Source organism: Porticoccus sp. GXU_MW_L64 (genome assembly GCF_052983295.1).
The window spans coordinates 1-13,895 of record NZ_JBRKJK010000010.1 but is presented as its reverse complement, the minus strand read 5'-3'; the positions used below and the strand labels follow the sequence as shown (position 1 = coordinate 13,895).

At 41.3% G+C, this 13,895-nt stretch carries 12 protein-coding genes and 1 pseudogene; 3 read left to right on the top strand and 10 right to left on the bottom strand.

The window, feature by feature from the left end:
• The 4 genes from ACVBEJ_RS09450 to ACVBEJ_RS09435 form a co-directional block, all read right to left on the bottom strand.
• Complete coding sequence (locus tag ACVBEJ_RS09450) at nucleotides 1-2,787, bottom strand: class I SAM-dependent DNA methyltransferase (protein WP_447129384.1); 2,787 nt, start codon at nucleotides 2,785-2,787, stop codon at nucleotides 1-3.
• Between the two features lie 6 nt (nucleotides 2,788-2,793).
• Complete coding sequence (gene mads1 / locus ACVBEJ_RS09445) at nucleotides 2,794-2,976, bottom strand: methylation-associated defense system helix-turn-helix domain-containing protein MAD1 (protein WP_447129383.1); 183 nt, start codon at nucleotides 2,974-2,976, stop codon at nucleotides 2,794-2,796.
• Nucleotides 2,977-3,046: 70 nt separating this feature from the next.
• Entirely contained in the window at nucleotides 3,047-4,336 is a 1,290-nt protein-coding gene (locus ACVBEJ_RS09440; protein ID WP_447129382.1) for a relaxase/mobilization nuclease domain-containing protein, read from the bottom strand.
• A gap of 74 nt (nucleotides 4,337-4,410) precedes the next feature.
• Nucleotides 4,411-4,788, bottom strand: coding sequence for a plasmid mobilization protein (locus tag ACVBEJ_RS09435; protein WP_447129381.1), 378 nt, complete (start codon nucleotides 4,786-4,788; stop codon nucleotides 4,411-4,413).
• A gap of 978 nt (nucleotides 4,789-5,766) precedes the next feature.
• Between ACVBEJ_RS09435 and ACVBEJ_RS09430 the strand changes: the two genes are divergently transcribed.
• Together ACVBEJ_RS09430 and ACVBEJ_RS09425 are read left to right on the top strand one after the other, a co-directional pair.
• Nucleotides 5,767-7,062: a tyrosine-type recombinase/integrase gene (locus ACVBEJ_RS09430; RefSeq protein ID WP_447129380.1), complete on the top strand. Its 1,296-nt coding sequence runs from the start codon at nucleotides 5,767-5,769 to the stop codon at nucleotides 7,060-7,062.
• A gap of 116 nt (nucleotides 7,063-7,178) precedes the next feature.
• Nucleotides 7,179-7,364 (top strand): hypothetical protein, encoded by a 186-nt coding sequence (locus tag ACVBEJ_RS09425; RefSeq protein ID WP_447129379.1) that lies wholly within the window; start codon nucleotides 7,179-7,181, stop codon nucleotides 7,362-7,364.
• A gap of 10 nt (nucleotides 7,365-7,374) precedes the next feature.
• On the opposite strand, the gene ACVBEJ_RS09420 is transcribed toward ACVBEJ_RS09425, so the two are convergent.
• The gene (locus ACVBEJ_RS09420) at nucleotides 7,375-9,003 is read right to left on the bottom strand and encodes a MobA/MobL family protein (RefSeq protein ID WP_447129378.1); all 1,629 of its coding nucleotides are present in this window, start codon (nucleotides 9,001-9,003) and stop codon (nucleotides 7,375-7,377) included.
• A 201-nt stretch (nucleotides 9,004-9,204) separates the two neighbouring features.
• Between ACVBEJ_RS09420 and ACVBEJ_RS09415 the strand changes: the two genes are divergently transcribed.
• Nucleotides 9,205-9,489 carry a hypothetical protein gene (locus tag ACVBEJ_RS09415; protein ID WP_447129377.1) on the top strand — a complete coding sequence of 95 codons (285 nt, stop codon included), beginning with the start codon at nucleotides 9,205-9,207 and terminating at the stop codon, nucleotides 9,487-9,489.
• 32 nt (nucleotides 9,490-9,521) lie between these two features.
• Here ACVBEJ_RS09415 and ACVBEJ_RS09410 read toward each other — a convergent pair whose 3' ends face one another.
• From ACVBEJ_RS09410 to ACVBEJ_RS09390, 5 genes and pseudogenes are all read right to left on the bottom strand, one after another.
• Complete coding sequence (locus ACVBEJ_RS09410) at nucleotides 9,522-9,884, bottom strand: DUF3768 domain-containing protein (RefSeq protein ID WP_447129376.1); 363 nt, start codon at nucleotides 9,882-9,884, stop codon at nucleotides 9,522-9,524.
• A gap of 217 nt (nucleotides 9,885-10,101) precedes the next feature.
• Nucleotides 10,102-10,785 (bottom strand): DNA-methyltransferase, encoded by a 684-nt coding sequence (locus ACVBEJ_RS09405; RefSeq protein WP_447129375.1) that lies wholly within the window; start codon nucleotides 10,783-10,785, stop codon nucleotides 10,102-10,104.
• 59 nt (nucleotides 10,786-10,844) lie between these two features.
• Nucleotides 10,845-12,581 (bottom strand): ParB/RepB/Spo0J family partition protein, encoded by a 1,737-nt coding sequence (locus ACVBEJ_RS09400; protein ID WP_447129374.1) that lies wholly within the window; start codon nucleotides 12,579-12,581, stop codon nucleotides 10,845-10,847.
• A gap of 341 nt (nucleotides 12,582-12,922) precedes the next feature.
• Nucleotides 12,923-13,183: a hypothetical protein gene (locus ACVBEJ_RS09395; protein ID WP_447129373.1), complete on the bottom strand. Its 261-nt coding sequence runs from the start codon at nucleotides 13,181-13,183 to the stop codon at nucleotides 12,923-12,925.
• A 29-nt stretch (nucleotides 13,184-13,212) separates the two neighbouring features.
• Nucleotides 13,213-13,767: pseudogene (locus ACVBEJ_RS09390) on the bottom strand (type IV secretory system conjugative DNA transfer family protein); the annotation flags it as partial.
• Between the last annotated feature and the right edge of the window lie 128 nt (nucleotides 13,768-13,895).

The following is a 13,895-nucleotide window of genomic DNA, read 5'->3' as shown; positions in this document are numbered from 1 at the left end:
TTAGTTCACCTTCTTTTCTTTCTCAGATGAACTAGCCGTAGTCATCCGCGTATATAAATCAAATAGCTTCTCCAGCCGCTCAGTATCATTTCTAAAGCGACGACCAATGTAAATGCGCTCTAATACTTCATCATTGCGCTCATGCGCTCTGCGCAAATCTTCAGGCATAATTTCAGGGTCATACAGATCAGCAATAGTGGCTGGAAAATGAGCTTCACGAGCCAATAGAATATCTTCCGCACACCGCGTTAAATCCTGTTTATTTTTCTCCGTTAATTTTGGCAGAGGAAACGTATTCCACCCCATAGTATTCGAATAACGAAAATCCGTTTTCATTTTCCCGCACACCGTCGCTATCCATACAAGATGCAAGCGCGAAGCAAGCAAAGCCATGCCCCACATCGGAGAATCAAAAAGCGCGAAACAAAGGTTGGTTACAGTTGATCTATTGTCAATCAAACCAACCGGAAGATACTCTCGATTTTCAGAGGACACACAAGGCATAGCGATTGCTTGTGTCTTGCCAATGTTCATTTCTCTCATTTGGTGAGAACGGACAGCCATATCATTTGCACTTTTGTCACGGCTAGAGAGGCGCATTTCTTTAACAGCTTCAATACGTGTTCGTACTGCGTTAATACTCATCGCCTCTTCTAAGTTTTCATCTTCTATCCATAGGCAATATCTTTGTAACCCTCTTATAAATTCGGCTGACCCATAAATTCGTCGAATAAAACGATCATACTGATCTCTGGAAAGGTCAAATTCAGATAGCTGAGACTTTGACAGGAGTAGGTTTCCGCCATCAACAGGTTTGTTACCAAATTTCATTTCAGGTAATTCGCATAGCGGCTTAGATGACTTATTCACGATCACATTTGAACCAGAGACCAAATAGGCGTTTATATTTGGTACTTTTTTCTCAGTAGAACTACCATCGTCAGAAGTCGAGTATAGGTTTCGATACTTAGCTGAATGATTGGAAATACCAATAATAGCGACAGTAACCCCAGCATTGTGACTAGCAAGATTTGCCCATTTGAACGAAGTATGGGCAAAAGATATTTCATGCCCTGAATCAAATATTAGCGGCCACAAAATTGGCACTTGCTGCCCCTGGCAAATTGAATTGGTACTAACGAAAGCACTAGAAGCATTGGTATAAGAGCCATATTCAGCCGCTTTTATAAACCAGCCAGCAACATAGTCTAGCGACTTCCAACTTTTAGTCTTATTTTTAAAAATTCGTTCTAAATCTGATTTTTGCTCTTTTGATTGCCACGTACTTCCTAAATACGGCGGATTTCCGCAAATGTAGGTTTCCCCGCCTTCATTTTCAAAATCTATCTCAGCTTGGTCTAATGGTGTTTCAAATAGATCATCACCTAGCATCTTGACACTTGTTCCCGTTGGAGGGCAGATTGACAACCAATCTAACCTCAGAGCATTTCCGCTGGTAATCCAGTTATCAGTATCCAAAGGTAAAAATTCAGCCAATGCCAGCTTTTGATCTCGATAATGTAAATCACATTGATACTCAGCAATAATCAGAGCTAAACGTGCTACTTCGGCAGGGAAATCACGCAGCTCAATCCCCCTAAAGTTAGTTAGTGGTATATCACTAGCTCTTTTTGCCTCTCCCCTACGAATATTAATATGCGATTCAATCTCTCGCATCTGCTTATAAGCAATAACAAGGAAATTTCCTGATCCACATGCAGGATCAAACACTCTAATGTTCGACATTCGTTTGCGTAGATTTAGCAATTTCCTAGCATTATTACCTGCCTGCTCTAACTGTTGGCGAAGATCATCCAAAAACAGCGGATTAAGCACTTTCAATATATTGGGTACGCTAGTGTAGTGCATCCCGAGGCTACCGCGCTCTTCATCATCTGCGACAGCTTGGATCATTGACCCGAAAATATCGGGATTAATCTGTGTCCAATCCAAGCTACCTACATGAAGTAGGTATGAACGAGCAATTTTCGTAAAAACAGGAACTTCTGTACTGCCAGAAAACAAGCCCCCATTCACATAAGGAAAACCATTTGCCCAGCTTCTAACACCTTCTTTTTCTCGATCTTCCTGCTTGGTATTCATTGAGTGGAATATTTCGCCAATCACCTCATGTGTTATCTCGAAGTTTTTGCCACTCATCTTCGCGACAGTGTCGGTGAATAGATTATTTTCACTAAAAATATCAGTATCTTCTGCGAAGAAACAAAAAATAAGACGCGCCATGAAATGATTCATATCATGACGGCGTTCTTCGGTATCCCAGTCGGGATTGTTCCTTAAGAGCTCAACATAAAGCTTGTTTAATCGGCTGGTTGCCCGGATGTCAAAAGAACTATCACGGATTTGTTTTACTGTGCTAATACCAGCCAGAGGCAAGAAGAAGCCAAAGTGATTGGGGAAATCCCTATAGTTACAGGCAACGGTTTCACCGCTAGATAGGTCTTCAGCCTCAAAGTATTTCCCATCTGTCGCCAGAATAAACTTGGCTTTGGCCTTCTCAGTTGAAGGGCTTTCTGTGAGCTTTGTTATTGTATTAGCCGTTTCCCCTTCGGGAGAAACAAGGATATGGATATTATTACGCTGAAGAACACCACCTTCCTCTTTCAGGTCTGAGGCATTGGTACAGCCCTTCTTTTCGCTCTTCAGCCGCTTAATCGTGGTTTCTTTATTGCCAAATGCCTCAAGGAAGGCAAACGCAAAATTAGCCGAATCAAATTCTTGTTCAGCCAAATTGGTAATTGCTTCTTCTATCTCAACCGCGTTCAACGCAACCTATCCTTTATTGCTCAATTTTTGTTCTTCTATCCATTTCTGGACATCTTCCTGCTTGAAACGCCAGCTACCACCGACCTTAAAGCCGGGAAGCTTTCCTTCGGAGGCCAGCCTGTAGGCCGTCTTTTCCGCCAGCTTCAGGTACTGAGCGACCTCTTTTAAGGTCAATATTTCATCAGCCATAGCTCTATCCACCATTAGACTATCGGGATAATATGAGAAAATTGAGGAATTAACAAGGAGTTAGGGATTTCTATTCTAAATCTCTGGTGAAAGGCTTTTTAGTACGCCGTTCATTTCTTAAACGGCTGCTATTTCTTGGCTTAGACGGGTTTTCGGCACTTATATCATCCTCTGCACTGACAGGTTCAAAGGCATCTAAAACTGATGAATCTATCTCATTACCTTTAGGTTTAACCTGCCTGAAGTCGTAGATGTCCTTCGCCAGCACCATTCTCTCTTCAAATTGCCTCTTCTTTTGCTCTGATAGCTCTTTTTGAAGCTTTGCCCGTTCTAGGTTCTGCCGAAAGACCATCAACTGCCGACTGCTATTCTTCGTTTCTCGCTTAAACCTATGTTTCAAATTCCTATCACTGTCGTGCTGATTATTTACTCCCCTCACTTTGTTGAACTGAAGCCTCATTTCTTTTCGGGAGTGTGATTTACTGCTATTGGCATTAAACCGTTTTTTTAGACCTCGCTTGTTTTCTACCTTTTCCCTCTCTAATCGCTGAGTAGCTATCAACCAATCCTTCTTGATCTTTAAAGGGGCGATCTCATTCTCATGCTGCTGCTTTAGCTTCCTAATTTGGCGTCTGATATCAGCGTTGAAGAACGTTCGGATGCGGTTAAGAATAGATGAAACGCTAGGCAATTTGGTGGGTGAACCTAGACGCGCCTTGAGATCACGGACTCTTATCCCCCCAAATCGAGACAGGGAATAGACCTTTTTGTTTTCATCGACAACAACAAAACCACGTTTATCGCCTTGGGCTAAGAAAAAGCTCTGTTCTTCTAATCGCTTTTTAAAGCCTGCCATGTCGTAAGACTTAAGCCATGCTTCTTGGCAGATTTGCTTGATTTCTCTAGGGTCAACGCCTTGCTTCTGAAGCCGTCTGAATTCACCGATAAATACATCAAACGGATCTTTCTTTTCCTTGTCAATAAACCCTGCTGGCATTTCGTTTTCCCAACTATAGGCTTTGAACAGGTCGCGGGACAACTGAAAACATTTATCCTTAAAGAAAGCCATATTGATGGCTTTCATCTTGTCAATATCAATACGACTCCAAACACAATGGCAATGACGCTGACCACCCTTATCATGAAAGATCGGATATCGTGGTTGACCAACCAGCCCCAACTTTTTCTCTAGTCGATCAATGGCATCGTAGAACTGGTCGTTTGATACGAGTTTTGAGTTTGGTGGATTGAAGACGACGTGAAAGAAAGGTTGTTTGGCTTGTGTGCCTTTGGAGATCGCTTCAATTTCTTGGAAGGCTGCGTAAGGGGACTGTCCAATGAACCCTGTCGCATTGCCCAATTCAACGTGGTCATTTTCGGTACTCGTAAGATGCCGAGCCAGATTGCGAGCATAACCACGTTGAGAGGCTTTGATTATGATAGGCCACCTCCTTCTTCATCATCCGAGGGATGATGATAACCAAGCGCCTTCATAATCGCCTCTCGCATATCAATCAGCTCATTGAGTGCAATAGCTAGTTCAGAAATTGAAAATTCACCCTGAACATGGCCCATTCTTGTTAGCTGATTGATATTCGATCCAACCCTACCAAGCTGACCAAGCAATTGTGCAATTGCTACACGGTCAACTGGTGGGTGTCGTAATTTGCGTGGCGGCTGATCTAAAGCGGTAAATTTGATATATCCAGCAATGGATAATCCTACTTCGCTTGATCGGCGCTCAATTTCTTTACGTTGAGAATCACTCAATCGTATAGGGAATGGAGGGGGGCGTTTTTTGGATTTATCCATAAAACACCTCACACGTAAATTGTTTTTACCGAGGAGGATAAAACGGAGGCAATCGGAATGCCTCCTTTTCAAGATGGTACTGGTATATACCAGTACACAGCTTGCATGGCGTCTTCTTAGAATAACGCATCAATAGTTAATCAAATACTAAGACGCCGAGGGGTTCGGGGTCTCCCCGACCCGACGACAGTCGGGCAAGCCGCCTGACAAGCTATATTAATTAGAGCTAATCATAAAATGCCAGATAATATTTACGAACGATTAATATTGATGTGGTTCAATGATTGATAGGTCGCAATTCATTAATAGATGTTTTGCGACTTTCTATTTTGAATTGCTGGCTTCATATTCTGAGGGGGGTATGCTGAGAGATGTTAGGTTATGCCTTTCATCTCTCAGTTCCCAGAACGCTCAGATTGTGGTCAACCATTATCGGTGGGGTGCAAATAAGGGGTGACAGGCTTTGGCCTTTCACCTCTTAGAGCACGAGGGAAACTCAATAAAGAAAGCAATCAATAATGACAGAAAGAGTGTCTACACCAGAACTTAAAAAAGCCTACATACAATCAGCTCATATCGTTTCAAGATATGGCAATAGGTATTTGCCAATATTTGAACGACTAAAAAAAGAGTATGAAAAGCGAAAGAAGGAATCTCACTTATTGACTGAGGCTAGAAATATCTCTAAATCTAATGAAATAAGCTAGTAGTTTAGGGATACAAACTGCACACATTTTGGGATACATTTATTGTATTTTGAAATTAACACAAAAAGTAAATGTTTTACTTTCAAACATTTAGCATGGTGGTATTTTTCAGTATGGCGCGGGGTCTGGGCACCATTTCTGTTAATAAATCATTAACTATTTCGAGTGTAACATATTGTTATTACCCGATATTGGTTTCTTTACCACCACTATAAACACTATTGCATCCCAAAACTGGCATACAAAATGACATACAGAAAGGGATACACCAATGTTTACATATATGATCAAAAAGGAAAACGGCACTTGCCATTATATGCGCCGCGTTCCGAATGAATTTTCAGAAATTGACAAACGTCGCTTTGTCAAGAAATCACTTAAAACACGAGACCCTCAAGAGGGATTAAAAAGAGCGCTCTTATACAATGATATTGTCGAAATGCAATGGCTTGAAAAACTTGGAACAACCCAATCCGATCCATTTACTCAATATAACTTAATCAAAAAACATGCAGAATTTCATGGCTATGCTTATAAACCGGCTGATCAAATATCAGACGAGTCAATTCAAAATCTTGTCAGACGCTCTGAGATCGCTTCAAAGAATATTGACAGTAAAGAGACTGTTTCTGCTGTTTATGGTGGTGTAGATGAACCAAAGCTACTTTTAGGCGAATGTTTAGAAAAATACTGGCCTTTATGTTCTGACCTATTAATTAATAAGACTGATCTCAAAATTAAAAAATGGAAAAACCCTCGCCGTAGTGCATTTAACTACTTTGTAGAAATTGTTGGCTCAGATTTAGCAGTGCAAGACATAACAAGAGAACATATTTTAGATTTTGAAGAAGTTCTTCGTAAAGATATAACTAACAAGATCATAACTGGCCATACGGCAAACAAAAAACTTAACTTTGTCCGAGATGTATTAACAAAAGTCGTGAAGCGCTATCAAATAGACATTAAGGTTAAGTTACTATTTGAAGACATAAAATTCATCGAAGACAACAAATCTAGGCCCTCATTTGAAGCTGAGTTTGTTCAAGAAACCCTTCTTAAAAGCGACAATCTGGAAAACATGGGCTTCGAGGCAAGAATGCTTGTCTATGCTATGTCTGATACTGGAGCAAGGCCATCTGAGCTTATAGGCTTAAGGCAAGAAGACATTATCCTTGATAAGGATATACCTCACATATGGATAAGGCCATACGAAGGCTACACTTTAAAAACGAAAAACTCAGAAAGAATAATCCCTCTTGTGGGCGCTTCACTTTATGCGTTTAGAAGAATGAGAAATGGGTTTGATAAATCTAAAAATCCTGATAGTACCAATACTGCTATCAACAAATTTTTAAAGCGACATGACTTAGTCCCCACAATTGAGCATTCCCTGTATTCCTTAAGGCATACATTCAAAGATCGGCTTAGAGACATAACGAAAGATGCTGAATTGAGAGATGAACTTATGGGGCATAGCAATAAACGTCCTGACTACGGCAGGGGATACAAATTGTCTGACAAGTGTGAGCTATTGCAAAAGATCGCTTTCACACCGCCAGACAGCTAGAACGCTTGCGTTCTATTTTTTATAAAGTTCACTATTGCAAGACATGAATCCTCTATGCTAATTGTATTAGTATGACTTATACAAATTTTAACAACTACGTTTATCAAGATAACTTCATGCAAGAATTAAAAGACATGAACGACATCATTGAAGGATACTTCTCACTCAGCATGGAGCAAGTATTTATGCTGTTTGATGCCGGAAATACACCTATGCCTGTTCTTGCGCAAGCGTGTAGAAATGCGTTGGCAGAAGAAAATAATAATTCTGATTACACTCCATACGTTTCTGAATACCATTAGTAGAAAACCATCACCTTCCGCGTGACGGCCCTCTCGGTGGAGTGTAGTTAAACTCCGGCGCTTCCCTTTTAGCCTTCTTGAATGAACCATCTTTTGACTTTACGGCCTCTGAGTGCTTATTCTTCAAACGCTTCCTTTGCTGATATTTAATGTCAGAACCAGCATAAGAAGGTGTGCGCTCGCTCTTTGACTGCGTTGAATTTTCATTGGCTTTTTTCTTACTTAAAACCTTGGCCTTGACCTTATCATAGGTCGTAGAGCTGACTGGGGATATGCTTCTAGTATCTCCGGTATCGCCTGATTTACCCTCAGACTGCTCAGAAGGAAATAGAGAACGAGCTTTTGCAATATCTTCTTCTACTCTTACCTTTTCAGATTGGTAGCGCTTATCTAACTCTTCTCGACGTTTCTTTTGTTTGGCAAAAAGAATATCTCTTTGCTCTTTCTTACGTATTTCACCAGATTTTAAGGTTTTCTGTAGATTTATTAATTCTTGATCATCTCTTTTCTTAGCCCCTGTCAGCTCCCTGAAAGAGCCTTTTACACCTCTATGACTCAATCTATGTTTGATAACGTCGATTTTAGCCCTGCACTCGGAATCCCTCTCCCCATAAAATTCATGTAGTGTTTTCTCAAGCTTTCTATGCTCATTGTCACAACGACGAGTTTCCGCAAAATCTATATCCCACTTCCATTGTTGAAGCTCTGCTCTTTTTGCACCAGCAAATTCATCAAATGATTCATATTGAACATCTTGAACTTGCCTTCTTCGATCCTCAACAACCTTGTTTAGATCAATGATGTTGCTGTTTTGCGTATCACGCTCTGTTTCTATACCGTTTTTTTTCATATCGTTTGCCACTGGCCCTAAATGAATTTGAGGCTCTTTATCAATGCCGCGTTTTTCAAAGCTCAGATGTTCCACCTGAACGGTTAAGCCGTCACGTTTGGAAATGTCATTCATAGTCCCTGCTATGAATTGGCGAAGTGACAACACTTCCTGCTGCCCTTTAGTTGTTTTACTTCCATTGACGGTGATTCTTTCCTGACTCAAATCTCGGTATTTGGTCTTAGCCCAACCATCTTTTGCATTGGGATCAAACCCTCTTGTTGTAAAAAGAATATGTGCGTGGAAGTTCCGCTCATCATTATTTGCATTGGGCTTGTGCAAACAAACATCAACTGCACACCCATAACGGCGCATAAGTTCCTTTGCTATCTTGTCGCCTGCTTCGCGACGCTGCATTGCATTAAACTCATAAGGAAAACCAACTTCTAATTCATGGGCCGTACAGGAGTTAGAACGGTTTTCTTTTTTTTCTGCCGCATTCCAGAGGGTTTCTCGGTCGTTGAGATTTTGTGGAGCATCTTCAGGTAAATAGATACGCTTAAATTCAACACCTTGTTTTCTGGTGTAGTCGTGATTTAGATCGGTTCTCTCCTCATAGAGTTTTTCACCTGCGCGATACGCGGCAGCAGCAACGGCGGATTTACCTTCGCTTCGCTGAACCTGCTTTGCATGAGCATGTAACTCTAAGGCTCTCATAACATTTCCGTTAGTGAATAAACTCAGTGAATTGGCATGAGGTAATTTTAATTGAGCTACGAAATAAATATAAGCCGTGACAGGCTGAGACACCCTATCTACAAGCGTTATCGCGTAGATCGCACACAAACTTTAGTTTGTATAAGTGCGCACATTCAGCCCCTTAAAATCCTTTCCATAACTAATTTAATGTCACACCTATTCGTGTCAGAGGTCGCCAATATATGATCTTTCACATGAGTTCATTAGCTCTCTTTCGCAAGTTCAAATCATTTCAAAACATGAGGATCAATAATGACTACGAAAAAGCTTTCAAGGCGTGAAAAATTGGAATTATCTATTGCTCAAAAACAAGAGCAACTAAAAAGGCTTTCAGCTCAAGAACGAACTAAAGAACGAAAACGTGATACACGTAAGAAAATTGTTGCTGGTGCGATTGTTCTTCAACATGCAACGACAGACAGTCAATTTAAGGCGACAATTGACGGACTGATAAATAAACATGTTACAAGCGAAAATGACCGAGAATTATTCGGCTTAGACCCGCTTAATACATTCAATCAAAAAGGGGCTGAATAGCCCCTTTCCCACTCTCTAAAATGGATATGGAATTAGTATTCACTGGCAAGCATCACCGTTAAAACACGGCGAGTTTGCTTTGGGTCTGAGATATTTTCCGAACCAAATTGATATAAGACATCGTAATAATCTATCTTCCAGAAAATTTTATCTCCTTTGTAAACGAATGATCCAAAATCATGCTCTCCATAGGGGTCATTATCTTCTGTGAATTTATCAAACTCTCTAACTTCACCTGCAATTTCTATTTGAGCAATCGCACCCAAACTTACAATGCCTTTGGTCATAATATGCCGACCTTTTATGTTAGGGATTCCAAAGTGAGGGATCATTAATCGTTTCCTAAATTGGTCATTTTGTTTTGCTATTTCATTGTTATTTTCTGATTGAGACATTTCATTCTTCTTTCTCTCTAAAATGGTTTAAGGTTTTCGTGTTCGCTCTCCACAGCTTTGCTGTGAGGGACGCACATGAAAGCCTTGGCAAGCTTAAGCGGGGGTGAGCGTGTCAAGGTTACGGAATGGCTATCGGAGTCTTGGGCGGCTTAACCGTCCTAGACGAAGTGGTGTTTCGAAGGGCCTTGATATGTGAGGGGGCAAGGCCCCCTTAGAATTAATAGCGTGACAGTCTTCTTCTGGCTCTTTTGACGTATAGCTCGTCAATGTCGATACCCAAATAACAACGACCTAACTCTTTTGCAGCAGATAAGGTAGAACCCGATCCGCAAAAGGGATCAAAGACAATTTCGCCTTTTTGGGATAGTGATTTGATAAAAGGCTTCAATATACCTGTAGAACTCTGTAAAGGGTGTAGAGCTTTACTAGATGGATACCAAGGCATTGGACATTTGAAAGCTTTAAACGGCTTATACGGTTTTCCTTTGGCCAGTATAAGAACATATTCATATCCATCATTAACATTTGTCTTAACAGTAAAAAACCGCCTTTCCATAGTCACAATTTGATAAAGCGTAAACCCTGCTTCTTCCGCTAGGCGCTTTATGTTTGCAGGCTTACTTAAACCACACATTAACACCGTATATCTACCAGCTTTTAAAACACGATATACCTCTATTAATGCTTGCCTTAAAACTGTTTCACTTACTTCATTAAAAATTGTTGTCTTCTTATATACTTCTGACACGGATAAGTCAGAAAGGTCAGTTAAAACCATATCAATAGCGTTGTCAGAAAGACGCTTCATCAACTCACGGCAATCACTATGCCCAATGGTATTTCTTGGTGTTTTTGATGTATTTCCTACAAGGTTGGCCTTTATGAATTTCTGTTTAAGCATTTAGTCGCCTTTCTTGGTATAAGTGAGGGCGTATATATTCGCCCTCACTTCCATGTTATTTATGCAACATCAACTAACTCGACTTCCTCTATTAAGTCATCATTACTGGTCTTGTCAGGATCAACAGCAGGGAAATTGAAGACTTCTGGTAGCCAGTTTTTGGCTTTCAGGTCTTTTTCTTCGCAAATATCCTGAGAAGATAGCTTTCCAAAATGCTTGGCAAGCATTGAGACAATATCTTTCTTCTTGTAACCGCCAATTGTTCCGAATAGATGGCTTGTTTCGGTTTCACTGATAATGCCATCTAGCTTGTCAATTTTTAGACGACTGAGGAAGAAATTATCAGGTGTCCAATAGTCGCGCATATCAACTTCAAGATCATTTGCGACTAAATTGAAAAAACTGTTTTCATTAGTATCAAGCCCGAAGTGAGACTGCCCGAAATACACTGTTGTTAAAAGCAAGTGAAGCTGGTCAAGTTCTTCATCTGACAACTGTTTCACAGCTTCATAATCATATAAAGTAGGCGCAAGATCATATTTAGGCTTTTCCAAGCTCTCGACAGCCCCTTCTATATCTTCAAGATCAAACCCTGTTGCATTCAAAAGTGAATAAGCATGAGTATTTATTGCTTCTAAGGCTTTTGGCAGTTCTCCAATTTTGGTGAAATATCTATAGCAAGAATGAACCTGTTTACTATGAATCATCATCACAACGGCGACTTCTTTAGCCTTTCTTGGATTTGAGAGAAGAGCATCTTGAACGGCAATGGTTTTTTGCATCCCGATATACTCACATAGGGGATTTGAATAAGTTGCTTTTGGTTTCTCCTCCTTAATGGCATCTACGGTCTCTTTGTCTATTTCTCGGCTAATCAGACCGTCATGAACCGATACATCACCATCTGGGCTAAAGTGAATAACACACCCTCCTTTCTCACCCTCTTCAGCCTGACGGTATTCATGCCGATAAAACCACCGATCTTTGCATACTTCTACAGGTGAAAATCCAGCTTCTTCTTTTTCAGCTACTAACTTTTCAACTGCTTGTTTTTGTAATTCCATGAATTGCTCAGTGTCATCAAAAAAACTGTCATCCTCACTGAAAAACAAGTCACGAGTGATATTGCCTGTATATTGATTTATATCAAAGATTGCTGTCGACAACGGTATTTGATCACAAGTGATGCGATCAAAAACATCATCGTAGCTCTCATTTTCAAGCCCGTCTTCAAGAAGCTCTTTTTGCCTGTCATGCGTTCCCATAGTGAGGGCTTGCCCAACTGACAATGTTATCTCCCCTTTTCGGAGCGCGTCTTGCACCTCACCACAAAGAGAAGTGAGGGCAATTCTCTTACGAATAGTGCTGACTGACAGCCCTGTTTGTGCTGAGATTTCGGGAAGCGTCACGCCGTCATGGACAAGCCCTGCAACCGCATGGGCTTCATCCATAGGGTGCATATCCTTTCTTTGGATATTGACCAATACAGCCAAGCGCATAGCCTCCTGTGCTTCTAAACCCTCTCGGATGCTGACAGGTACATCATAGTCTTTGGGTATATCACCATCCTTCACTAGCTGTTTCATAGCGCGGAATCGGCACTCACCGCTGATAATCTCATACTTGTTCTTTTTGCCCTCTTTAGGCATAACAATGAGGTTATCGAATACGCCGTTTGCTTTAATGCTCTGCGCCAGTTCGCTGATATAGACATCATCGAAAATCTTTCGGGGATTTTCTTCCCATGCTACAAGCTGTTTTAGGGGTAGAGTCGTTAGTTTATTTGAGTTTTCCATTTTCTAATCCTTTCTAAAATGGTTATTGGTTTTCGTGTTCGCTCTCCACAGCTTTGCTGTGAGGGGCGCACATGAAAGCCTTGGCGAGCATTAGCGGGGGGGAGCATGTCAAAAAACGTAATGGCTATCGGAGTCTTGGGCGATTTAGCGCCCTAGACGAAGTGGTGTTCCGAAGGTTTTGACTTGTGATGGGGGTAAGACCCCCAAACGCACAAGGATCGTTACCAGAATTGGCCGAAACCCATTTCATGGGGTTCGGTGAGGTTAGGCTTGGGACAAGGCCCAAGCCTTAGCGAATAGAGCCTGTCCTTTTAAAGGTGCGACAGACTTTTATAGACCATCTAGCGCCCCCTATCATTAGACTTCTCTTTAACCTCATAGTCATATTCAAAGTTTCTCTCACCACTAACCGCAACCAGCTCTTTTTGCCTTGAGACAAACCGCTTCCGGCCTTCATACCTCTTATGACTTCGATCTTTCAAAAAGTCTTCTTTGCTCTCACGATCCATTGCTTCTATTGTCTTTGCTGCATCCAGACGTTCTTCTGCGTTACTTCGGGCCATACTATTTTCAGTAAATTTACGGTGCCTTCTTTTACTCATAACAATTTCTCCAAAACATGAGAGAAGATCTAATCGACATATAAGGGGCTAGTACCTGCGCGAGACCTGAACGGTTCATCTTCATAATGCTTTATGCGTGTCACACAAACAGGCTGGCCTTGCCCGAACAAAACTAAAATTTTATTTGTGTCCTTACCAAAATACCGCCCCACCTCTTCGGGCAAGAGCAAGGGTGAAATCACATAAGAAGGTTTAATGTTATAGCTGTCACTTTCTCCTTTAGAGCCACCGCTATCGAGAACAGACATTGCTGACTTTGCCATCTGATCAAATCCCACTTGATTTTGGTTGCTGCTCGTACCACCAGAATAGTTTTCCTCCAAGCGGGGTGTCTCGCATTTACCAAGGCGTTTGGAAATATACTCTTGTGTTGTCAAATCAATGTTTCCAAAGGCCGTGAATGTTCCGGCGCTACCAATAATAATTTCGTAAGATTTACCCAAAATCTCCTCCATCTGTGCAAGGCTTTGCCAGATAGTCCATAGCTTCACTCCAAAGCCGGGCATGTAACTTGCCGCTTTATGGATGATCGGCATATTTCCAAGGGCCGCACATTCGTCGAGGACTACGAGTGTTAGATTGCATCCAAAATTGACCCACTAACCCCCCATATTTGCATCGAATTTTGACCCACGTATAACCCCTTCCTGACTTCATCCGAAGCAGGAGTAACCAGGAGTGATAGACGTGG